The organism is Myxococcus sp. RHSTA-1-4 (genome assembly GCF_020037125.1).
Classification (GTDB): Bacteria; Myxococcota; Myxococcia; order Myxococcales; family Myxococcaceae; genus Myxococcus.
Window position 1 is genome coordinate 62,170 of the sequence record NZ_JAIQDG010000032.1, and the last position, 23,144, is coordinate 85,313.

Below are 23,144 nucleotides of genomic sequence, written 5' to 3' on the forward strand. Positions count from 1 at the left end.
CACACGGGCCACCCGGGGCGCCCGCGTGCCGGGTCGGCTTCACGGCAGGAGCTCGCATGAAGGTGGTGCTTCGTTTCGGTGCACTGGCGGTGGGCGTCGCGCTCGCGGCCGGTGGGGTGGGAGAGGCGGCGGAACCGCCGGCCCGCAAGGCGGTGAAGAAGCCCGCCGCGGCGTCGGCGTCGAAGACCTCCGGGGCGGCGGAGAAGGGCAGGGCCTCGAAGAAGAAGGAGGAGGCAAAGGCGCCCCCTCCCGGTGTGGCTCCGGAGGACGTGCGCAGCGGGCCCGCGCGGGTGAAGCCCGCCACGGCGAAGTTCGCGGACATCCCCCGCATCGCGGACTCGAAGAAGGACGCGCTGGCGGACAAGAAGCGCGACGAGGCCATCGAGGCCCTCAAGCGGCTCGTCTCCAAGCTGCATGACGACAACCCCCAGAAGGCGGAGATGCTCAGCCGCCTGTCGGAGCTGTACTGGGAGAAGTCCAAGTACCTCTACCAGCTGGAGATGGGCCGCTTCCTCGCCGCGGAGAAGCAGTACGACGCCGCCGTGGCGCGAGGCGAGAAGGCGGAGGAGCCGAAGCAGGACCACCGCGAGAGCGAGCGCTACCGCGCGGAGACGATGGCCATCTACGAGGACCTCCTCCGCGCCTACCCGAAGTACCCGCGGCGCGACGAGATTCTCTTCTCCGTGGGGTACAACCTCTACGAGCTGGGGCGCCGTGACGCCGCCGTGGCCCGCTACGAGGAGCTGATCCGCGACTTCCCGAAGTCCGAGTTCGTGCCGGACGCGTACATCCAGCTCGGCAACCACTACTTCGAGAACAACAAGCTCGTCCCCGCCAAGGAGAACTACGAGAAGGCGCGCGCCACCGGCGTGCCGAAGATCTACGCGTACGCCGTCTACAAGCTGTCCTGGTGCGACTACAACACCGGTGACTACGAGGAGGGCCTCGAGAAGCTCCACGAGGTGGTGGACTACGCCGCGAAGCAGCAGGAGCTGGGCGACCTGCGCACCGAGGCGCTCAATGACCTGACCGTCTTCTACGTGCAGCTCGACCAGCCGAAGCAGGCCATCGCCTACTTCAAGGAGAAGGCGCCCGCGAAGCGCGTGGGCCGGCTGATCGCCAAGACGGCCGCGGGCCTGGTGGACGCGGGCCACTTCGACAGCGCCATCCTCACGTACCGCACGCTCGTGGACGACGAGCCCCTGGGCGACAACGCGCCCGAGTACCAGCAGGCCATCGTCCGCGCCTACGAGGGGCTCCGCCAGCGCCAGCAGGTCCGCAAGGAGATGAAGCGGATGGTGGACCTGTATAGCCCCGGCGGCGAGTGGTGGAAGGCCAACGAGGGCCAGGCCCCCGTCCTGCGCAATGCCTTCAACGTCACCGAAGAGGCGATGCGGGTGATGGTGACGGAGTACCACCAGGAAGCGCAGAAGACGCGTCAGGTGGAGACCTACCGGCTCGCGCGCGACATCTACAAGCAGTACGTGGACGCGTTCGCCTCCAGCGGCAACCCGGACTTCGTCGCGGACTCGGCCTTCAACCTGCGCTTCTTCTACGCCGAAATCCTCTGGGCCCTGGAGGAGTGGCAGGCCGCCGCGGCCGAGTACGACGCGGTGGTGGCCTTCAAGATTCCGGACCGCGACTCGGCCCGGGAGGTCTCCAACGAGAGCTACCGCAAGAGCGCCGCGTACAACGCCATCCTCGCCTACGACAAGCTGGTGAAGATTGAACGCGGCCAGCTCGCGAAGAGCGACCTCAAGGACGGGCAGAAGGTCGACGAGAAGAAGGACAAGGGCGACGTCGCGAGGCAGAAGATCGTCAAGCGCGACGCGAAGGAGCGCGAGGAGGAGCCGCTCACGAAGTTCGAGGAGCGGCTGGTCTCCGCGTGCGACACCTACGTGAAGCTGTACCCGGACACGCAGGACGAAATCGACCTGCGCTACCAGGCGGCCGTCATCCTCTACGACCGCAGCCACTTCGTGGACGCGGCGCGGCGCTTCGGGGAAATCATCGAGAAGTTCCCCGAGGAGCGGCGCTCGCGTGACGCGGCCGACCTCACCATGTACGTGCTGGAGAGCCGCGAGGAGTGGCTGGAGCTGAGCACGCTGTCGCGGAAGTTCCTCGCCAACAAGAAGCTGTCCAAGCCCGGTACTGACTTCGCCGCCCGCGTGGCCCGCGTGGTGGAGGGCAGCCACTACAAGTGGGTGGACGAGATCGTCTACAAGAAGGAGAGGAACCCGAGGAAGGCCGCCGAGGAGTTCCTCGAGTTCGTCGCCGAGTTCCCCAGGTCGGAGAACGCGGACCGCGCGCTCACCTACGTGATGGTGATTGCGCAGGAGGCGGGGGAGATCGACCGCGGCATCGAGGCGGGCGAGCGCTTCCTCAAGGAGTACCCGCGCAGCAACTTCGAGCTGAAGGCGCGCTACTCGCTGGCGGGCCTCTACGAGAAGGTGGCCGAGTACCGCAAGGCCGCCACCATGGCCGAGTCCTTCATCGCCGCGTACGACGCCGCGGTGAAGGCCGGGGAGGCCGAGTCGAAGAAGGCCCGGGAGCGCAAGGCCACGGCGAAGAAGCAGAGCGACACGCCGGGCGCCGCGGAGAGCGCGGACTCCAAGCGCGCGCAGCGGGCCGCCGAGCGCGAGGCGCTGGTGGAGGAGTCGGGCGCCTGGGTGGCGGACGCGCAGTTCAACGCCGGCGTCTGGTGGGAGGGCGCGGGCGAGCCGCAGAAGGCCGTGGCCGCGTACACCGCCTACGTGACGCGCTTCAGGGACCGCAAGGACGTGCCGCGGGTGGCCTTCGCCACCGCCATGGTCTGGCAGAAGGAGAAGAAGTGGAGCGAGGCGGCGAAGGCCTTCGGCTCCTTCGCGGACACGTACGGGCGCGACTCGCGGGCGCCGGCGCAGCAGGTGTACCTGGCGCGCTACAACGAGCTGCTCGCGTACCTGCAGCTCAAGAACACCCGCGAGCAGGAGCGGGCGCAGACGGAGCTGGTGCGCGGCTGGAGCCGGCTGCCCGAGGCCGCCCGGAAGGACGTGGCGGTGCTCAATGCCTACGGCCACGCGCGCTTCCTGGCGCTGGAGCCGGCGTGGAAGCGCTACACGGACATCCGCTTCTCGCGGGTGAACACCATCCGCCGGGACCTCGCCGCCAAGCAGCGTGAAATCCAGCGGCTGGAGAAGGAGTACCTCGCGGTGCTCGCCACCGGCTCGGGTGACTGGGGCATCGCGGCCCTGACGCGCATCGGCCTGGCGTACGCGGACTTCGCGCGCAACATCATGGAGTCGCCGGACCCGCAGGGGCTCGACGAGGACCAGCTCGCCATGTACCGCGGGGAGCTGGAGAACCTGGCGCTGCCGCTGGAGGACAAGGCCACCGAGGCGCTCGAGAAGGCGCTGGAGAAGGCCTACGAGCTGGGCGTGTACAGCGAGTGGACGCTGGCCGCGCAGGACCAGGTGAACCGCTTCCGGCCCGGCGCCTACGCCCAGGTCCGGCAGGTGGGCTACCGCGCCAGCGACTCCATGGCCCGCGTGGACCTCGTGCGTGAGCCGGACGCGACCGCCGCGACCACCGTTCCTCCCGCTTCGTCGGTGCCGGAGCCCGGCGCTCCGGCGCAGCCCGCCAACCCGGCCGCGCCCTCGGACCCGGCCCGCCAGCCGCCTCCCACCGCCTCTCTCGAGGAGGTGCGGCCGTGAGACGCGCTCGCTTCAACATCCCGCATGCGGGGACAGGGAAGACTCGGATGAACTGGTTCCGCTCGTTCCTCGCCGGCTCGCTGGCCTTCACGGCCGCGTGTGCTTCGGGGCCCCAGACGAAGCCCTCGGTCATGCCGGAGAAGCCGGCCCCCCCGGCCCAGCCGCGGGCCGTGCCCGCGCAGCCGCAGTCCTCCGCGCCGAAGGATGGCAGCGCCACGGAGTTGTTCGCCGCGGCGCTCCAGGCCTACGAGGCCGGGGACCTGGACGGTGCGCGCCAGGGCTTCGAGAAGACGCTGGCGAAGTCGCCGCAGCTCCTCAACGCGCAGTTCAACCTGGGCGTCATCGCCGAGCGCCAGGGACGCATGGACGACGCGCGGGTGGCCTACGAGAAGGTGCTCCTCCTGGAGCCGGGCCACGTGCCGTCCGCGGTCAACCTGGCGGTGCTGCACCGGGAGCAGGGCCGGGCGGAGGAGGCCATCGCCCTCCTCGAGAAGGCGCTGAAGGTGCCGGGCCGCGAGCACGACGCGTCGCTGCTCAACAGCCTGTCAATCACATACAGGGTGGCGGGGAAGCTGAACGAGTCCGAGGCCGCCGCCCGGCGCGTGCTCGCGCGTCACAAGGACAACCCGGAGGCGTACAAGAGCCTGGCGCAGGTGGCGTATGCGCGCGGGCAGTACCGGCTGGCGGAGCTGCTGGCCGGCACCGCGCGCAAGCACGCGGAGAAGGACCCGGCCATCTACAACCTGCTGGGCCTGGTCTACCTGAAGCTGGAGGACCGGCCGCGCGCGCTCGCCCAGTTCCAGAAGGCGGTGTCGCTCGACGACAGGTTCGCACCGGGCTTCCTCAACCTCGGCGCCATGGCGCTGAGCTACCGCGATTACGCGGGCGCGGAGCGCTCGTTCACCCGGGCGACGGAGCTGGAGCCCGGCTCGGTGGACGCGCGGCTCTCCCTGGCGTGGGCGCTGGACGGCCAGAAGGGGACGGACCCGAAGAAGGGCGTGGCCGCGGGCGAGGCCTTCGAGAAGGTGCTCGCCGCGCGCGCGGACCTGCCGGAGGCCGTGTGCGGCGCCGGGTGGGCCTATGCCGCGGACCGCTCCGGCTGGGAGAAGGCCATTGCCTTCCTCGAGCGCTGCAAGGGCCTGGGCACCACCACCGAGCAGGATAAACAGCTGCTCACCGCCAAGGTGAATGGCCTGCGGAACATGCTCGAGGCTCCGCCACCCGCGCCCGCCGCCGACGGGGGCGCGGGCGAGAAGAAGACCGAAGCCACGGGCGGAGGGGGCTCCATGCTTCAGCAGCTCCCGCAGGAGCAGGGCGAGGCTCCCGCCGAGGGGGCAGCGCCGTCCGGTGACACCGGAGGAGCAGAGGTTTCCGCGGCTCCCGCCGTGTCACCGCCCGGCGACACCGCGGCTCCCGCGTCACCGTCGGGAAACACCGCTGCTTCCGCGGCTCCGGGTGGCACAACTGCTTCCACGGCCACGGAGGCGGCGGCTCCCGCGCCCGTGCCCGCCCCTCGGGGCGCGGCTCCGGCAACGCCCTCTCGGTAGGGGGACGGCAGTTGTGACGGTCGGGAGGTGGAAGTTTTTTCCACCTACCGGGCCGCCACGTGGCAGGCAGCAGGCAAGTTCCTTAGGATTCAGGGACTTGGGTTTGGATCGCGCTGTGCATTGGACCCGCGGGAACCTGCAGGAAGACCCGCTGTCTCACCCGATGAAAGCGATTGGAGGCTCGGTATGAGGCGACTGGCATCGGTGGCGGTGGTGATGGGGCTGTGGGTGGCGCCGGCTGCGGCGCTGGCGCAGGAGCAGTCGAAGGACACGGTGAAGGTCATCCAGGAGGAGGACCGCACGGTCTTCCGGAAGAAGACGGTCATCGACTTCACCGACGTCGCGGTGGAAGGCGAGCTCACGAAGCCGGAGGGCTCGTACGTGCTCCACCGCAAGAAGACGGACTTCCAGAGCCTCATCAAGGTGCGGGAGGACTTCGACCCGGAGTTGCAGAAGTCAGTCGACAACCTCTAGCGGCGGCGGCGAAGGAAGAATCCTCATGGCGGCGGCGAAGAACAACGGCTTGACGCTTCGAATCACTGGGCCGGACGGCTCCACGGTGGAAGCCGTGTCGGAGGCGGAGAGCGTCATTGTGGGGTCGGGCGCCCAGGCGGCGGTGAAGATTCAGGATCCGCGGGTCTCCAACCTTCATGTGATGCTCAAGGTGGACAAGGATGGCTCGGTCACGGCCATCGACCTGGGCAGCGAGAGCGGCACGGAGGTGCACGGTCAGCGGATGCTCATCCCCACGGCCCTGAAGCCCGGGGACGTGCTCAAGGTGGGTGGCACGAAGGTGGAGGTGCTCTTCGGAGCCACTGAGCCCGCGCGCCACGCGCCCGCGGGCGCGAAGGTGGCGGGACCGGCCTTTCAAGGCTCGGTGACGCAGCGGGCGCCGGTGACGGAGGTGGTGACGCCTCCGTCGGCGCTGCCCCCCCCGCGCGTGCCGGTGCCCATGGCTCCCGTGTCCGGCAACCGCGTGGAGGCGTCGGTCTCCGGCGTCTCCGTGCGGACGGAGCGGCCGGCGGCGCCGGTGATGCCTCCCGTGGAGCCTCCCGGGATGAACAAGGTGCCGCGCCCCCGGGCGGTGACGCCGTCGAGGCCCGCGCACCTCCAGGAGCCGCTGCCCCCGGAGGCGATGCCCACCCCCGAGGCGAAGCTGCTCCAGGTGGCGATGCACTGGGGCGACCAGCTGCTGGAGGTCCAGCACTTCAAGGACGGCGTGCCCGTCACCATCGGCGAGGGGAAGAAGAACTTCTTCCACGTCTACACGCCGTCGGTGGGCGAGCGGTACGTGCTGGCGGTGAGCCACCGCGACAAGCTGGAGGTGCGGGCCCCGGCGGGCGCGGGCCTCATCGTCACCAACCAGGGCGACGTGCGCTCCAAGGACGCACTGCGCGCGGCGGGTGCGCTGGGGGCACAGGACAAGGAGCAGGTCCTCACGCTGGGCCTGCATGACCGGGTGGAGGTGACACTCGGCACGGTGTCCTTCGTGGTGCGCTACGTGCGGCCCTCGCCGGCCATCGCCGCCAACGCGCTGGTGGACGCGGACTACACGTTCTTCAAGATCGCCAGCATCTGCCTGATGGCGGGCCTGGCCGTGATTCTGGCCATGGTGCTGACGCCTCGCGCGGAGCTGCCCGAGTCCGCGGACATCTTCGAGGACCAGCAGCGCGTGGCGAAGTTCCTCATCACCCCGGAGAAGAAGCTGGAGCAGAAGAAGCTCCAGCTCACCGGCGTGGAGGAGGGCGCGAAGGCGAAGGACGAGGAGGGCAAGTTCGGCAAGGAGGAGGCGAAGCAGCAGGAGGCGGCGCCTTCCAAGCCGGGCACTCCCGTGGTGGACAAGAACAAGAAGGAGAAGGACCGCCAGGTGGTGGGCAAGGTCGGCCTGCTGGGTGCGTTCAAGGGCCTGAAGGGCGGGGCCTCGGACGTGTTCGGCCCCGGTGGCTTCGGCACCGGCCTCAACAACGCGCTGGGCGGCCTCAAGGGCGGCGCGGCCATGGGTGACGCGCAGGGCGTGGGCGGCCTGGGCTCGCGCGGCACGGGCACCGGCGGTGGTGGTACGGCGCTGGGCATCGGCGGCCTCGGGACGCAGGGCACGGGGCGTGGCGCGGGAGGCTCGGGTGGCATCGACCTGGGCGGCCGTGGCAAGTCCATCACCAAGGTCATCCCCGGCAAGACGACGGTGGTGGGCGGCCTCGACAAGGACGTCATCGCCAAGGTCATCCGGCGCCACCAGGGGGAGATCAAGTACTGCTACGAGTCCGAGCTGAACAAGAACCCGAGCCTGGCCGGCAAGGTGGCGGTGGCCTTCACCATCGACCCCACGGGCGCGGTGTCGGACGCCACCGTCTCCGAGTCGACGCTGAACAACGCCAAGGCCGAGCAGTGCATGCTGTCCCGCATCCGCCGCTGGAAGTTCCCGGAGCCCAAGGGGGGCGGCGTGGTGGCGGTGACCTACCCGTGGCTCTTCTCGCCGGCGGGTGGTGAGGGCGGCGAGGGGTAGACGCCGCCGCACGCGCGGTTGTTCGAAGCACCAAGGTCCAGTGCCGCTCCCGGATTCGAGCCGGGAGGGCACGTTTGTGTCGGGAGGCCCCGTGAAGAAGTCCATGCTGCTCGCCGCGCTCGCGCTGCTGTCGTCTCCGGCCCTGGCGGCCACGCCGCCGGAGGGGGTGGAGTTCCAGCCGCGCCGCGGCTTCTTCACCGAGACGGACATCGGCGTGTTCTTCACCCTCGGCGGGGAGAACGTCTATTCGAACGCGCAGACGTACCTGCAGCTCGGGCTGGGGTACGACCTGACGGAGAAGCTGTCGCTGGGGGCGCACTTCGGGATTGGCTCGTCCGCGCAGAACTGCTTCGCGGGCTACCTGCCGGGCACGGAGACGTGCGCCCTGTCCGACAACTTCACCATGTCCTTCCTGGACCTCACGGCGGCGTACCACGTGAAGGTCATGGACCGGGTGTACCTGACGCCGAAGGTGGTGGCGGGCTACACGCGGTTGGACCCCGCGCCGGTGGACCCGGATGCGGGAGACCCGGGCCGCGCCATCAGCGCGCCGAACGCGGGCCTGGGCTTCGGCGTGGAGTACGCCACGGGCATGGACCACTTCTCCGTGGGCGCGGACGTCCTGGGCCGCTACGTCATCGGGCCCAACATCACCGCCTTCTCCATCTTCCCGAAGGTGAAGTACACGTTCTGACGCCTCCAGATGCACGAAGGGCCCGCCCCCAATCGGGAACGGGCCCTCCGTAACGGCATCAGCTCACGGGAGCGTGACTACTCGCCCGCGGCGCGCTCCTCGCGCTTGCGGTCGCGCTCGGCGCGGTAGCGCTCGCCCACGGCCAGCGCCTTCTTGCGCATGCGCACGGACTTGGGCGTCACCTCGACCAGCTCGTCGTCGGCGATCCACTCCAGCGCCTTCTCCAGCCCCATCTCGCGGGGCGGGGTGAGGATGACGTTCTCGTCGCGGCCGGCGGCGCGGATGTTGGTGAGCTTCTTCTCGCGGCAGCAGTTGACGTTCAGCTCGGACGGGTGGGAGTGCTCGCCGATGATCATCCCCTCGTACACGGTGACGCCAGCGCCCACGAAGAGCTGGCCGCGCTCCTGGATGCTGAAGAGCGCGTAGGGCACGGTGTCGCCCAGGCGGTCGGAGACCATGGCCCCGTTCTGGCGCTTCGGGATGTAGCCGAACCACGGCTCGTAGCCGTCGAACTGGCTGCTCATGATGCCCTCACCGCGGGTGATGGTGAGGAACTCCGACCGGAAGCCGATGAGGCCGCGGGCGGGGATGCGGAACTGGAGGCGGGTGCGCCCCGAGCCCAGGCTCGCCATGTCCGTCATGCGGCCCTTGCGGGGCCCCAGGCGCTCAGTCACCACGCCCACGCTGGTCTCCGGCACGTCGCAGAAGAGCAGCTCCATGGGCTCGTGGACGACGCCGTCGATGGTCTTGGTGATGGGCTCCGGGTTGGAGGCCGTCAGCTCGTAGCCCTCGCGGCGCATGTTCTCGATGATGACGGCCAGGGCGAGCTCGCCACGGCCCACCACGCGGAACGCGTCGGGCGTCTCTGTGTCCTCCACGCGGACGGCCACGTTGCGGTAGGCCTCGCGGTACAGGCGCTCGCGCAGGTTGCGGGAGGTGACGAACTTGCCCTCCTTGCCCGCGAGCGGCCCGTCGTTGACCTTGAAGATCATCATCATCGTGGGCTCGTCCACGGTGATGCGGGGCAGGGCCACCGGCTTCTCTGCGTCGCCGATGGTGTCACCGATGGACACGTCCTCGATGCCGGCGATGGAGACGATCTCCCCGGGGCCCGCGTCCGCGATCTCCACGCGCTTCAGGCCGGAGAAGCCGTACAGCTTGACGATCTTGCCCGGCTGCACCTTGCCGCCCTCGCGGACGACGGAGACGGGCATGTTGGGCGTCAGCCGGCCGGCCTGCACGCGGCCCACGGCCAGACGGCCCACGTAGTCGTCATAGTCCAGGTTGGCCACGAGCAGCTGCGGCGTCTTCTCGTCCGAGGCGGGCGGAGGCGGGATGTGGCTGATGATGGCGTCGAACAGCGGCTCCAGCGTCTTGCCCGGCACGTCCAGCTTCGTGGAGGCCTGGCCGTGGCGAGCCACGGTGTAGAGGACGGGCATCTCGAGCTGCTTATCGTCCGCGCCCAGGTCGATGTAGAGCGAGTAGACCTGATCGAGCACCTCGGGCGCGCGGGCGTCCTGGCGGTCGATCTTGTTGATGACCAGCACCGTCTTCAGGCCCATGCCCAGCGCCTTGCTGAGCACGAAGCGCGTCTGGGGCAGGGGACCCTCGGCGGCGTCCACCAGCAGCACGACGCCGTCCACGAGGCGCAGACCGCGCTCCACCTCACCACCGAAGTCGGCGTGACCCGGGGTGTCGATGATGTTGATCTGCATGCCCTTGTAGTTGACCGCGGTGTTCTTCGCGAGAATGGTGATGCCCTTCTCGCGCTCGAGGTCGTTCGAGTCCATCACCCGTTCGGCGACGTGCTCGTTGCTACGGAAGGTGCCCGCCTGGCGCAGCAGGTGGTCGACGAGCGTGGTCTTGCCATGGTCAACGTGGGCGACGATGGCGATGTTTCGGATGTTTTCGCGAGGAATCATACGGACCGAACTGTGATGAAGGTGGGGGAGCGCCCGAAGCGCCCGGGGCTTCCGAACCCCACTGGAACCCGGAAGGCGGGCGCTTATATGCCGCGAGTGCGCCCCCTGCAATGAGCGTGGAAGGCCGCCCACCAGGCAGGCGGGTCCTACCTCCGGGTAGGATGCCCTCGCCGTACTCCGGCCTTCAACCCGCGAGGAGGCCGTTTTCACCCCGCTCCGGGCCCGTCACCCGGCGTTCACCCGGCCGTCACCCGGCTCAGGAGCCGGGGGCCGTCCCCCTCGCGTCCACGACGAAGGGTGGGTGGGGGCCAGCGGAGGTGCGCACGCCCAGCCGCTCGCGGAGGAAGCGCTCCACCCGCAGCTCCACCAGCCCGGGGGCCTCCAGGGGGGCGGTGTGGGTGCCCTCGGGGATGGACAGCAGCTCCGCGCCGGGAATCCGGGCGGCCATCTTCCGGGAAATCCACCCGGGGGTGAAGTTGTCGCGCTCCCCGGAGATGACGAGCGTGGGCACGTCCACGTGGGGCAGGTGGTCCCACGCGGTGTGCTCGGACAGCGACTCCAGGGTGCGTACGAAGACCCCGGGGTCCATCCGGGCCAGGTGGTCGAAGTAGGGGGCCAGGTCGTTCCGGGCGATGCGCTCGCGGTTCATCTCCAGCGTAATCGCGAGCTGCACGGTCAGCTCCGTGCGGAGCGCGGCGTGGATGATGCGGGCGGACTGCTGGGGGTAGCGCTCCACCACGCGGCGGATGAGGGGGAAGAGGCGCTTGAGGACGGTGGAGTCGTGGAAGGTGTCCAGCGGGTTGCCGTAGCTGCCACAGATGAGGACGAGCCCGCAGACGCGGCTGGCGTAGCGGCGGTGGAACTCCAGCGCCACCTGGACGCCCATGGAGTGGCCGAAGAGGACGGCGCGCTCCAGCCCCGCGGCGTCCATGATGCGCTGCAGGTCGTCGCACGTGTAGAGCATGCCCACGCGTGAGCGGTTGGCCGGGTTGCCCGAGCGGCCATGGCCCCGGTAGTGCCAGCGCAGCACGCGGTGGCGGCGGGCGAGGTACGGGGACAGGTACTTCCAGGCGAAGCCGTCGCAGCCCAGGCCGTCGCAGAGCACCATGCCCGGCAGGCCGTCACCGGTGACCTGGTAGTACAGCTCCGCCCCGTCGGGGACGCGCAGGCGGTCCTGGCGGAAGTAGAGGGCCTCGGGGCTCATGCCTCCCCCATCTCGGCCTCGTCGTCGGGCAGGCCCTTGTCCAGGCCGTAGCGGGCAATCTTCAGGATGAGGTTGGAGCGGCTGATGCCCAGCTCGCGCGCCAGCCGGCTCTTGTTGTAGCGGGTGCGCAGCAGGCCCTGCTGAATCATCTCCCGCTCCAGCGCCTCCACCGCCTCGTGCAGCTTGCCGTTGGTGCGCGGGGGGATGAAGGGCCCGCCGCCGGGCACCACCGCGTCGCGGATGCGGCTGGAGAGGAGCTCCGCGGGCAGCAGCTCCAGGTCCCCTCCGAGCACGAGCAGCCGCTCGATTTCATTCTCCAGCTCGCGGATGTTGCCCGGCCACGAGTAGGCCCCGAGGATGGCCAGGGCCTCCGGCGCCAGCCCCCGCGCGCGCTGCCCGTCGCGGTGGTGCTTGCGCAGGAAGTGGTCGATGAGGATGGGCATGTCGTCCCGGCGCTCGCGCAGGGGCGGCAGCTGCACGCGGATGACGTTGATGCGGTAGAAGAGGTCCTCGCGGAACTCGCCGCGTTTCACCAGCTCGCCCAGGTCCTTGTGCGTGGCGGCGATGACGCGGACGTTGACCTCCTTGAGCTGGGTGCCGCCCACGGGCAGGAAGGTGCCCTCCTGGAGGACGCGCAGGAGCTTCACCTGGAGGGCGGGGGACATGTCACCCACCTCGTCCAGGAAGAAGGTGCCGCCGTCGGCCACCTCGAAGAGGCCCTTCTTGTCCCGAAGCGCGCCGGTGAAGGCGCCGCGCGTGTGGCCGAAGAGGGCGCTCTCCAGCAGGTTGTCGTTGAAGGCGGAGCAGTTCTGCACCACGAAGGGCTGGTCCTTGCGAGGACCGTTGTGGTGGATGGCGCGGGCCACCAGCTCCTTGCCGGTGCCCGACTCGCCGTTGATGAGGACGGTGGAGTCGGAGTTGGCCACCTTCTCCATCAGCCGGAAGACCTCCATCATCGGCCCGGACCGCCCGATGATCTTCTCGAAGCGGTAGCGGTCGCTCATGCCGGAGGAGAGCGACGGGAGGGGGTCGTCCTTGCGGGACTGCTCCATCTCGTAGTTGGCGATCTCCGTCACCGCGAACTCGAGCAGGTCGGTGAGCTTGCCCAGCTCGGCCGCGTCCAGCACGGGCACGCGCTCCTCCGCGCGCTCCAGGTCCGAGTGCGGCGGTGCGAACGGCCCCATCTTCCCCTTGAGCAGCTCCGCGTCGCGCGCGGTGAGCGGCTGGCGGGCGAACCCCTCGACGAAGAGGAAGCCCTCGTACTCGTTGGCGATGTAGATGGGCGCGCCGACGATGGAGAAGTTGAGGTGGCAGTCGTGGAAGAGCGCGCGCCGAAGTTTCTTGCTCGCCTTGAATTTCTCGTGCAGCACTCGCACCGACTGTCCGCAGCGTCGCAGCCCCTCCTTGGAGAAGAGCGACATGCGGCAGAAGTCGTTGGGCGGCGGGACGATGTCCCCGCGCTGCCAGTCGTGCACCATGCCATGCCTGTCCGCGTACGAGAGCTCGACCTGCCACCACTTGCGGATGACATCTCTCAGCATGATGATGGTGTGCAGGTTCAGGTGCTTCTCGAAGTCCATCCCCACCTCCGTGCGCCCCCTCGCTCGGGGCTGGGGACACCGGCTCGCCGGAAATCGATTCCTCGCCACTCATACCCCATGACCGGGCTTTATCCGCACCTCTCTCTCCCGTGACTACTTCCACTCACATGCGCGGCGGGGCAGGGCATGACCACGAGCACGAGCACGGCGAGGGGCATGACCACCCTCATCACCACCATCACGGGCATGGGCACGGGCATGGGCACGGCCCCCGGAAGGGGGGCCTGGCGGAGGAGCGCCGGAAGGACCGGAGCCGGCTCGTATTCGCCCTGGTCCTGACGGCCACCATCGCCCTGGCGGAGGCGGTGGGGGGCTGGATGACGAACTCGCTGGCCCTCATGTCGGACGCGGGCCACATGCTGACGGACGTGTCCGCGCTGGCGCTGAGCCTGCTGGCGCTCTGGTTCGCGGGCAGGCCGGCGGACGTGAAGAAGACGTACGGCTACTACCGGATGGAGATCCTCAGCGCGCTGCTCAACGGCGTGCTGCTGCTGGGCATCACCGGCTACATCCTCTTCGAGGCCTGGGAGCGCTTCCGCGCCCCGGCCCCGGTGGACCTGAAGCCCATGGCCCTGGTGGCCACGGTGGGCCTGCTGGCCAACCTGGGGGCCCTGGGTTTCCTGCACCGCACGCATTCCATGAACGTGCGCGGCGCGTTCCTCCACGTGCTGGGGGACACGCTGTCGTCGGTGGGCGTGCTGATTGGCGCGGGCATCATGGCGCTGACCGGCTGGTTCGTGGTGGACCCCCTCATCTCGGTGGTCATCTCCGGCGTCATCGTGGTGGGCGCGGTGCGCCTGGTGCGCGACGCGGTGGACGTGCTGATGGAGGCGGTGCCGGCGCACGTGGACATGGCGCAGATCCGCGAGTTGATGCTGCGCGTGCAGGGCGTGACGGCCGTGCACGACCTGCACGTGTGGACCATCTCCAGCGGCGTCTACGCGCTGTCCGCGCACCTGGTGGTGCAGGACCCCATGGTCTGCAACAACGACGAGATCCTCTCGGCGGTGAAGCACGACCTGTTCGACCGCTTCGGCATCGACCACACCACCATCCAGATAGAGAGCGAGACCTACGCCCACCTGGGCGAGGTGCACTGAGGCGTCGCGTGACTCCACGCCCGGGGCCCGCGGTGGCTTCCCGGGGGGCGCGGCGCCGGAAGGCGGAGCCATGGGGGCGCGTGGGCCGGTCCCTGGCTCGCGCATCCCCGGTGCCCGTGACGCAGCGGACGCTCGCGGCGGGTTCACCTTGCACCGCTGGGGCGGGCGGACAATCCTCGGCGGTCCATGAGCGTGCTGGACAAGGTGCTGACGTTGCGGCCGGGGAACACCGTGGCGAGGGTGGGCGCCGGTTCGCGCATCCCCATCCTCGACCCGAAGGAGCTGCTGCGCGCCCTGGGGCGCGCGCCGGTGGCCCTGCCGTGCCTGCCGGTCCAGGCGAAGGCGGCGCTGCCGGGGCTGCTGCGCGCGGCCCGGGCGGAGGACGCGGCGCTGGGGCTGGCGTGCCCGCACCCGCTGGCGGACCGGGGCGCGGCGGAGCGCTTCGTGACGGCGGTGCATGAGGCGGCGGTGGAGGCCGGGCACTCGCGCCCCCTGTTCCTCCAGGCCGGGCCGGTGCGCGTCACCCGGGTGGACGGCGACGCGCTGGGCCCCGTCCAGGAGGGCCTCTTCCGGGTGGTGGACGCGGGCTTCACGCTGGTGTCGCTGGACCTGTCCCGGCTGGACTCGTACGCGGCGGTGGAGGCGCTGAACGTGCTGGCGGGCCCGGTGTCCGAGCGCGAGCTGTCGCTGGAGCTGACGGCCCCGGCCCCCTCCGGTGGGGAGCCGCTGGACGCGTACCGGACGCTGCTGGAGGGGCTGAAGCAGTGGAAGGTGCCGGTGCGCTTCGTCCGGATATCGGCGGCGGCGCTGGGCCCGGGGGAGCCGGACGTGGCCCTGCTGCGGCAACTGGTGGAGGTGGCCGCTGACTATGACGCGGTGGTGACGGTGGGGGAGGTGGGCCCGGGGCTTCCCCAGGTGCTGCCCACCTATGTGGCGGCCGGGGTGCGCAAGGTGGACTGCGTGGGCGGCTTCGAGCGGCTCTCGCTGGGGGCCTGGCCCGCGGAGGTCCGCGCGAGCGTGGAGGAGAAGGCGGCCGCCGCGGGGCTGCCCCCGGGAGAGCTGCTCAGCGTCCTGGAGGAGCAACTGCCCCCGCTGGAGCCGGCCGCGAGCGAGCGCCTGGAGGCGCTGTCCTTCGCGGAGGCCGTGGAGGTGGTCTCCGGCCTGGGCGCCACCCGCACGGGAATGCCCGCCATGCGCTTCCTCGCGCAGAACCGGGGCGAGTAGCCGCCAGCCGGTGTAGAAGGCTCCCCATGCGAATCGTCGCAGGCACCGCGAAGGGCCGCGCGCTGGCAGGCCCGAAGCCGACGTCCCGGCACATCCGTCCCACGGCGGACCGTGTCCGGGAGACGCTCTTCAACGTCCTGGGGCAGTTCCTGGACGGCCAGAGCGTGCTGGACCTGTACGCCGGCACCGGGGCCCTGGGGCTGGAGGCCGTGTCCCGCGGCGCCGGGCGGGCGGTGCTGGTGGACCAGGACCGCGAGGCCCAGGCGCTCTGCCGGCAGAACACGGAATTCCTGGGCTTCACGTCCCAGGTGGAACTCCTCGCCCAGCCGGTGGCCCGGGCGCTGGAGGCGCTGGGGCGGCGGGGGGAGCGCTTCGAGCTCATCTTCGCGGACCCGCCCTACGCGGCGCGGGTGGTGGAGTCGGTGCTGGACGGGGTGGTGGGGGCGGGGCTGCTGGCCCCCTCCGGCATGGTGGTGGTGGAGCACGACAAGCGCGAGGCGGCACCGGACACCCATGCCGGCCTCACCCGCGAGGACCAGCGCCGGTTCGGGGACACCCTGGTGAGCTTCTACCGGGCACCCTGACATTCCTTGACCCACATCCGGGGGCGTCCGATGCTCACGGGTGCATGCCGGTCGCCATCTATCCTGGTTCCTTCGATCCGCTCACCAACGGGCATCTGAGCCTCATCCAGCGCAGCCTGAAGATGTTCGATCGGCTCATCGTGGCCATCGCGGTGAACCCGAAGAAGACGCCCCTCTTCACCGAGGACGAGCGGCGCCAGCTCATCCGGGACGCGTGTGGCAACGACCCGAGGGTGGAGGTGGACGCCTTCCACGGGCTGCTGGTGGACTACGTGAAGCGGCGCAACGCGGGCGTCATCGTCCGCGGGCTGCGCGCGGTGTCCGACTTCGAATACGAGTTCCAGCTCGCCAACATGAACCGGAAGCTGGCGCCCGACATCGAGACCGTCTTCATGATGACGGGTGAGGACTACTTCTACATCTCCTCCCAGCTCGTCCGGGAGGTGGCCTCCTTCGGCGGCGACGTCACGGGGCTGGTACCCGACAACGTGCACCAGAAGCTGAAGGCGAAGTTCGCTGGCCGGAAGTAGCGCGCTCTCCTCTTGTCCGCGCGGGCGCTCCCGGGCTACGCAAGCAGCCATGAAACTCGCCCGCAGGCTTCAGGCCATCAAGCCGTCCCCGACGCTCGCTCTCAACTCGCGCGCCAAGGCGCTCGCCGCCCAGGGTGTGGACGTGGTGGTGCTGGCCGCCGGGGAGCCGGACTTCGACACCCCGGACTACGTGAAGCAGGCCGCGGTGGAGGCGATTCGCTCGGGCTTCACCAAGTACACGCCCACCAACGGCATCCTCGAGCTGCGTGAGGCCGTCTGCCGCAAGCTGGAGCGGGAGAACGGGCTGAAGTACATGCCGGACCAGGTGCTCATCACCGCCGGCGGCAAGCAGGCCCTCTACAACTTCTGCCAGGCCGTGCTGGACGAGGGGGACGAGGTCATCATCTTCGCCCCCTACTGGGTCAGCTACCCGGACATGGTGCACCTTGCGGGCGCCACCCCCGTCATCGTCCCCACGCGCGAGGAGGACGGCTTCGCGCCGGACCCGGACGCCCTGCGCCGCGCGCTCACCCCGCGCACGCGCGCCGTCATCATCAACAGCCCGGGCAACCCCACCGGCGCCGTCTACTCGCGCGCCGCGCTGGAGGGCATCGCCGAGGTGCTGCGCCCGCACGACTGCTTCATCATCACGGACGACATCTACGAGAAGCTCCTCTACACCAGCGAGCGGCTGGGCATCAGCGACGTGGCGCCGGACCTGGTGCCCCGGCTGGTCGTCACCAACGCCCTCAGCAAGTCGCACGCGATGACGGGCTGGCGCATGGGCTACGTGGCGGGGCCGAAGCCGCTGGTGTCCGCCATGCAGCTCGTGCAGGACCAGTCCACCTCCAACGCCTCCTCCATCGGCCAGAAGGCCGCGCTCGCCGCGCTCAACGGGCCGCCGGACACCATCACCACCATGGTGGCGGAGTACCGCGTGCGCCGGGACTTCTTCGTGGAGGGACTCAACGCGCTGGACGGCATCCGCTGCCGGATGCCGGAGGGGGCCTTCTACGCGTTCGCGGACGTGCGGGGCCTCTACGGCCGCAGCTTCAAGGGCAAGCCGGTGACGGGCTCCATGCAGCTGTCGGAAATCCTCCTGGACGAGTTCCGCGTCGCCGCCGTGCCGGGAGACCCGTTCGGCGCGGAGGGCTACATCCGCATGAGCTTCGCCACCTCGCGCGAGGTGCTGCGCAAGGGGCTGGTGCGCCTGGGTGAGCTGGTCCAGGCCCTGCGCTGACCTCAGTCCGTGTAGGCGAAGGCGCGGAACTCGTCGCGGTACGGACGGAAGAGGAAGACGCCGGGGCGGCCGGAGAGGTTGCCCACGGCGGCCCAGATGTCCTTCTGGTTGCGCAGGTCCAGCCCCAGCCGGGCCGGCGCCTTGCCGTACTTCTTCTCCATGTCCTCCAGCCTCAGCACCTCGATGTCATAGAGGGTGATGAGGTCCGTGCGCTTGAGCCGGAGCTGCTTCAGCCACGCCACCACCAGCTCCTCGGGCGTGGCGTACCGCTTGTCCTCGAGCTGGAAGGGGTACATCAGCTCGCCGGCGGCGCTGCGGACATCCCCGGTGAGCAGGCTCTGGAAGAGGAAGCGGGCGCTGGCCTGGATGTCCTGCCGTGCCCGCTCCTCGGCGGGGACCTCGGGCTGGTTCGCCGGGTGGGCCTCGGGAGGAAGCGAGGGCATGCCCGGCGGCTCGGCGGGCGGGACAGGCTTCGCCACCGGAGCGGCGGGACTGGCCGGCGCTGGAGCCGTGGCCGGCTTGCGTGCCCGGGGAGTGGGCGCCGGGGCAGTGGGCGTGGGTGCCGGCGACTCAGCGGCGGGCGTGGGCGCCGGGGCCGCGGCTTCCGGAGTGGGCGTGGGGGCGGGAGCGGCGGCCTCCGGAGCGTCGGTGGCGGGGGCCTGGGCGAAGGACGTGGGCGCGAGTGAGACGAGCAGGGCCAGGAACCGGCGGCGCATGGAACCTCCGAAAGCGCCGGAGCGTAGCAGAGGACGGTGGATGGGGCCCGGGCTCCTTGCGAGCGGGCGGCCCCGCATACATTCCGTGCATGTGGGGTCGGACGTTGGTATGGGGGCCTCCCGATGCCCAAGCGTACCGATATCCGCAAAGTTCTGGTGATTGGCTCGGGCCCGATTGTCATCGGGCAGGCCGTCGAGTTCGACTACTCCGGGACTCAAGCCATCAAGGCTCTCCGGGATGAAGGCGTGGAGGTGGTGCTGCTCAACAGCAACCCCGCCACGGTGATGACCGACCCCGAGTTCGCCCACAGAACGTACATCGAACCCATCACCGTGGATGCGGCGGAGCGCATCATCGCCGCCGAGCGGCCGGACTCCCTCCTGCCAACGATGGGCGGCCAGACGGCGCTCAACCTGGCCAAGGCGCTGGCGGAGCAGGGAATCCTTGAGAAGTACGGGGTGCGCCTGATTGGCGCCTCGCTGGAGGCCATCAACAAGGCCGAGGACCGGCAGCTCTTCAAGGCGGCCATGCAGAAGATTGGCGTGTCGCTGCCCAAGAGCGGCTACGCGACGACGCTGGACCAGGCCATGGCGCTGGTGGAGGAGATTGGCTTCCCGGCCATCATCCGCCCCTCCTTCACCCTGGGCGGCACCGGCGGCGGCATCGCCTACAACCGGGACGAGTACGAGACCATCTGCCGCTCCGGCCTGAAGGCCAGCCCCACGTCCACCATCCTGGTGGAGGAGAGCGTGCTGGGCTGGAAGGAGTACGAGCTGGAGGTGGTCCGGGACTCGGCGGACAACGTCATCATCGTCTGCTCCATCGAGAACCTGGACCCCATGGGCGTGCACACCGGTGACTCCATCACCGTGGCGCCCGCGCAGACGCTGACGGACCGCGAGTACCAGCGGATGCGGCAGGCGTCGCTGGCCATCATCCGGGAGATTGGCGTCGACACGGGTGGCTCCAACATCCAGTTCGGCATCAACCCGCGTGACGGCCGCATGGTCGTCATCGAGATGAACCCGCGCGTGTCGCGCTCCAGCGCGCTGGCGTCGAAGGCGACGGGCTACCCCATCGCCAAGGTCGCCGCGAAGCTGGCGCTGGGCTACACGCTGGACGAGCTGCGCAACGACATCACCCGGGACACGCCGGCCTCCTTCGAGCCGACGCTGGACTACGTGGTGGTGAAGGTGCCGCGCTTCAACTTCGAGAAGTTCCCGCACGCGGACCGGACGCTGACCACGAGCATGCGCTCGGTGGGCGAGGTGATGGCCATTGGCCGCACCTTCCCCGAGGCGTACATGAAGGCGCTGCGCTCCATGGAGCTGGGCCGCGTGGGCCTGGAGCCGCCCGAGCTGCCCACGGAGAAGGAGGAGCGCGAGAAGGTGCTGCGCGAGGCGCTGCGGATTCCGCGCCCGGAGCGGCCCTGGTTCGTGGCTCAGGCCTTCCGCGAGGGCATGACGGTGGAGGCGGTGCACGCGCTGTCCGCCATCGACCCGTGGTTCCTGCGCTACATCGAGATGCTGGTGCGTGAGGCGCAGACCCTCCAGGAGTTCGGCCGGTTGGATCAGCTCCCGGACGACGTCCTCCGGCAGGCGAAGGCGCACGGCTTCTCCGACAAGTACCTGGGCAAGCTGCTGGGCTACCCGGAGGAGGAGGTGCGGGCGCACCGGCACTCGCGCAACATCCGGCCCGTCTTCAAGCGGGTGGACACCTGCGCCGCGGAGTTCGAGGCGTACACGCCCTACCTGTACTCCACCTACGAGGAGGAGGACGAGGCGCCGCCCACGGACCGGCAGAAGGTGCTCATCCTCGGCAGCGGCCCCATCCGCATCGGCCAGGGCATCGAGTTCGACTACGCGTGCGTGCACGCGGCCTTCGCGCTGCGCGAGGCCGGGTACGAGACGGTGATGGTCAACTGCAACCCGGAGACGGTGTCCACGGACTACGACACGTCGGACCGCCTCTACTTCGAGCCGCTGACGATTGAAGACGTGCTGGAGGTGTCGCAGCGCGAGAAGCCGGTGGGCGCCATCGTCCAGTTCGGTGGGCAGACGCCGCTGCGGCTGTCCGTGCCGCTGGAGAAGGCGGGCCTGCCGATTCTGGGGACGCCGCCGGACGCCATCGACCGCGCGGAGGACCGCGAGCGGTTCGCGAAGCTCATCGAGAAGCTGGGGCTGACGCAGCCGGAGAACGGCGTGGCGCGCAGCCACGCCGAGGCCTTCAAGGTCGCCGAGCGCATCGGCTACCCGGTGATGGTGCGTCCGTCGTACGTGCTGGGCGGCCGGGCGATGGAGGCGGTGTACGACCAGGCGAGCCTGGAGCGGTACATGCGCGAGGCGGTGAGTGCGTCGCCGGAGCACCCGGTGCTCATCGACCGCTTCCTGAAGGACGCCATCGAGGTGGACCTGGACCTGGTGGCGGACCGGACGGGCGCGGTGATGATTGGCGGCGTGCTGGAGCACATCCAGGAGGCGGGGGTGCACTCGGGTGACGCGGCGGCCACGCTGCCGCCGCACTCGCTGTCGCCGGACCTGGTGGAGCGGATGAAGGACCAGGCCATCGCCCTGGCGCGCGAGCTGGGCGTGGTGGGGCTGATGAACGTGCAGTTCGCCATCCAGGGGAAGACCATCTACATCCTGGAGGTGAACCCGCGCGCCAGCCGCACGGTGCCGTTCATCTCGAAGGCCACGGGCGTGGCGATGGCGAAGATCGCCGCGCTGTGCATGGTGGGCAAGACGCTGAAGGAGCTGGGCGCCACGCATGAGCCCGAGTTCAAGCACGTGGCGGTGAAGGAGAGCGTCTTCCCCTTCGCGCGCTTCGCGGGCGTGGACGTCATCCTCGGACCGGAGATGAAGTCCACGGGCGAGGTGATGGGCCTGGCGAACGACTACGCGTCGGCCTTCGCCAAGAGCCAGCTCGCCGCGGGCGTGAAGCTCCCGAAGAGCGGCAAGGTGTTCATCTCCGTGAAGGACGAGGACAAGCCGGCGGTGGTGGACCTGGCGCGGCGGCTGCGGGCCATGGGCTTCACGATGATTGCCACCGCGGGCACCCACACGTACCTCGGGACGAAGGGCATCGAGGCGCAGATGGTGCAGAAGGTGAAGGAGGGCCGGCCGAACATCGTCGACAAGATTGTCGACGGGGAGATCGTCCTGGTCATCAACACCACCTTCGGCAAGCAGGAGATCGCCGACAGCTTCTCCATCCGCCGCGAGGCGCTGATGCACTCGGTGCCGTACTACACGACGGTGCAGGCGGCGCGCATGGCGGTGGGGGCGCTGGAGGCGCTCAAGCGCACGGACCTGTCCGTGAAGCCGCTGCAGGACCACCTGGGCATCATCGGCGGTCAGGTGCCGGGTGCTGCCTCGGCGGGCGGGCGGTAGCGATTCATTCCCCGTGAAGTGACGCGCGCGGCCCCGCTCCTCCTGGGAGTGGGGCCGCATGCGTTTGGGGGGCCGGCGTCAGGCGGCGACGAAGTTCTTCCACCTGCGCATGTACTCGACGAAGGTGGGCGTGAGGCCCTCTCCGAGCAGCGTCTCGGGGGCGACGGGGGCGCGGTGGATGTCGGCGTCGCGGCGGATGCGCTCGGGCCAGTCGTGGTTGGCGATGGCCGCGCGCCCGAGGGCGACGGCATCGGCACCGAGGGCGAGCTGGGCCTCGGCCTCCTCGCGCGTCCAGATGGCTCCGGCGACGACGATGCGGACGTGGGAGGGGAGGGCGGCGCGGAAGAGGGGAGTGGCGTGCTCCTGGGGGCGCTTCGTCGTGTTGAGGGCGGAGCGCCAGAGGGACAGGTGGAGGATCTCCATTCCGTCCTCGGCGAGCCACTTCGCGACCTCGATGGTTTCATCGAGGTCGAGCCCCTTGGCCTGACCGAAGTCCTCGGGGGACAGGCGGACGGCGAGGACCAGGGAGGGGGCGGCGCGGCGGACGGCGCGGACGGTTTCGCGGATGAGGCGGGAGCGGTTCTCGAGCGAGCCGCCCCAGCGGTCCTCTCGGCGGTTGTAGACGGTGCTCAGGAACTGGGAGAGCAGGTAGCCGTGGGCGCCGTGGAGCTCCACGGAGTCGAAGCCCGCCTGGGCGCACCGGCGGGCGGCGTTCGCGAAGGCGTCGATGGCGCCCTGGATGTCGGCCTCGGTGCCGGCGCGGCAGTGGACTCCGTCCTCCGAGTGCTCGCTGGCGCTCCACTTCTCCAGTCCGCTGACAGCGGGGTCGGCGCGCAGGCCACCGTGGAAGAGCTGGGCGGAGACGAGCGCGCCACCCTGGTGGATTCGCGCCGCGAGGCGGGTGAGTCCGGGGAGCATGGCGTCGTCATGGACACCCAGCTCACCGGGCCAGGCCTTGCCGTCCTGGGAGACATGCGCGGCGCAGGTCTCGATGAGGCCGAAGCCACCGTCGGCGCGCCTGGAGAGGAAGTGGAGCTCGTCGTCGGACAGGGTGCCGTCGGCGTGGCTCTGCATGTTCGTCAGCGGCGCGAGCCAGATGCGGTTGCGTGCGGTGATGTTCTTCCGGAGTTCGAGGGGGGTGAACAGGCCGGTCATGTCGTCGGTTCCTCTTGCGCGGGACATCGTATGGGCGCGGTG

General features: G+C 69.9%; 16 protein-coding genes. 11 read left to right on the plus strand and 5 right to left on the minus strand.

Annotated elements, in window-relative coordinates:
* The first annotated feature begins 56 nt into the window (after nt 1–56).
* From K8638_RS34150 to cglE, 5 genes are all read left to right on the plus strand, one after another.
* Nucleotides 57–3,692, plus strand: a complete 3,636-nt coding sequence (locus tag K8638_RS34150; RefSeq protein WP_223758883.1) for a tetratricopeptide repeat protein — start codon at nt 57–59, stop codon at nt 3,690–3,692.
* Complete coding sequence (locus K8638_RS34155; RefSeq protein ID WP_370644195.1) at nt 3,689–5,239, plus strand: tetratricopeptide repeat protein; 1,551 nt, start codon at nt 3,689–3,691, stop codon at nt 5,237–5,239. Before K8638_RS34150 ends, K8638_RS34155 begins: the two co-directional genes overlap by 4 nt.
* A gap of 186 nt (nt 5,240–5,425) precedes the next feature.
* Nucleotides 5,426–5,713 carry a hypothetical protein gene (locus K8638_RS34160; RefSeq protein WP_305071210.1) on the plus strand — a complete coding sequence of 96 codons (288 nt, stop codon included), beginning with the start codon at nt 5,426–5,428 and terminating at the stop codon, nt 5,711–5,713.
* Nucleotides 5,714–5,738: 25 nt separating this feature from the next.
* Complete coding sequence (locus K8638_RS34165) at nt 5,739–7,742, plus strand: TonB family protein (RefSeq protein ID WP_223758884.1); 2,004 nt, start codon at nt 5,739–5,741, stop codon at nt 7,740–7,742.
* 91 nt (nt 7,743–7,833) lie between these two features.
* Complete coding sequence (cglE, locus tag K8638_RS34170; protein ID WP_223758885.1) at nt 7,834–8,436, plus strand: adventurous gliding motility protein CglE; 603 nt, start codon at nt 7,834–7,836, stop codon at nt 8,434–8,436.
* Between the two features lie 77 nt (nt 8,437–8,513).
* Here the strand turns inward: cglE and typA are convergent, their stop codons facing one another.
* The 3 genes from typA to K8638_RS34185 all read right to left on the minus strand — a co-directional run bounded on the left by typA (nt 8,514) and on the right by K8638_RS34185 (nt 13,142).
* Nucleotides 8,514–10,358: a translational GTPase TypA gene (typA, locus tag K8638_RS34175; RefSeq protein ID WP_223758886.1), complete on the minus strand. Its 1,845-nt coding sequence runs from the start codon at nt 10,356–10,358 to the stop codon at nt 8,514–8,516.
* 256 nt (nt 10,359–10,614) lie between these two features.
* Nucleotides 10,615–11,562, minus strand: coding sequence for an alpha/beta fold hydrolase (locus K8638_RS34180; RefSeq protein WP_223758887.1), 948 nt, complete (start codon nt 11,560–11,562; stop codon nt 10,615–10,617).
* Nucleotides 11,559–13,142, minus strand: a complete 1,584-nt coding sequence (locus tag K8638_RS34185) for a sigma 54-interacting transcriptional regulator (RefSeq protein ID WP_223758888.1) — start codon at nt 13,140–13,142, stop codon at nt 11,559–11,561. Before K8638_RS34185 ends, K8638_RS34180 begins: the two co-directional genes overlap by 4 nt.
* Nucleotides 13,143–13,252: 110 nt before the next feature.
* Between K8638_RS34185 and K8638_RS34190 the strand changes: the two genes are divergently transcribed.
* From K8638_RS34190 to K8638_RS34210, 5 genes are all read left to right on the plus strand, one after another.
* Entirely contained in the window at nt 13,253–14,263 is a 1,011-nt protein-coding gene (locus tag K8638_RS34190; RefSeq protein WP_223758889.1) for a cation diffusion facilitator family transporter, read from the plus strand.
* A 186-nt stretch (nt 14,264–14,449) separates the two neighbouring features.
* Nucleotides 14,450–15,487: a hypothetical protein gene (locus K8638_RS34195; RefSeq protein ID WP_223758890.1), complete on the plus strand. Its 1,038-nt coding sequence runs from the start codon at nt 14,450–14,452 to the stop codon at nt 15,485–15,487.
* A 26-nt stretch (nt 15,488–15,513) separates the two neighbouring features.
* Nucleotides 15,514–16,071, plus strand: coding sequence for a 16S rRNA (guanine(966)-N(2))-methyltransferase RsmD (gene rsmD / locus K8638_RS34200; RefSeq protein ID WP_223758891.1), 558 nt, complete (start codon nt 15,514–15,516; stop codon nt 16,069–16,071).
* Between the two features lie 44 nt (nt 16,072–16,115).
* The gene (gene coaD, locus K8638_RS34205; protein ID WP_223758892.1) at nt 16,116–16,601 is read left to right on the plus strand and encodes a pantetheine-phosphate adenylyltransferase; all 486 of its coding nucleotides are present in this window, start codon (nt 16,116–16,118) and stop codon (nt 16,599–16,601) included.
* Between the two features lie 49 nt (nt 16,602–16,650).
* Nucleotides 16,651–17,841 carry a pyridoxal phosphate-dependent aminotransferase gene (locus K8638_RS34210; RefSeq protein WP_223758893.1) on the plus strand — a complete coding sequence of 397 codons (1,191 nt, stop codon included), beginning with the start codon at nt 16,651–16,653 and terminating at the stop codon, nt 17,839–17,841.
* 2 nt (nt 17,842–17,843) lie between these two features.
* Here K8638_RS34210 and K8638_RS34215 read toward each other — a convergent pair whose 3' ends face one another.
* Nucleotides 17,844–18,557, minus strand: coding sequence for a hypothetical protein (locus K8638_RS34215; RefSeq protein WP_223758894.1), 714 nt, complete (start codon nt 18,555–18,557; stop codon nt 17,844–17,846).
* Nucleotides 18,558–18,680: 123 nt separating this feature from the next.
* Here K8638_RS34215 and carB point away from each other — a divergent pair, with 123 nt between their 5' ends.
* On the plus strand, nt 18,681–21,947 hold the full coding sequence (carB, locus tag K8638_RS34220; protein WP_223758895.1) for a carbamoyl-phosphate synthase large subunit: 3,267 nt from the start codon (nt 18,681–18,683) through the stop codon (nt 21,945–21,947).
* A gap of 78 nt (nt 21,948–22,025) precedes the next feature.
* Here carB and K8638_RS34225 read toward each other — a convergent pair whose 3' ends face one another.
* Nucleotides 22,026–23,102 carry an NADH:flavin oxidoreductase gene (locus K8638_RS34225; RefSeq protein ID WP_223758896.1) on the minus strand — a complete coding sequence of 359 codons (1,077 nt, stop codon included), beginning with the start codon at nt 23,100–23,102 and terminating at the stop codon, nt 22,026–22,028.
* Between the last annotated feature and the right edge of the window lie 42 nt (nt 23,103–23,144).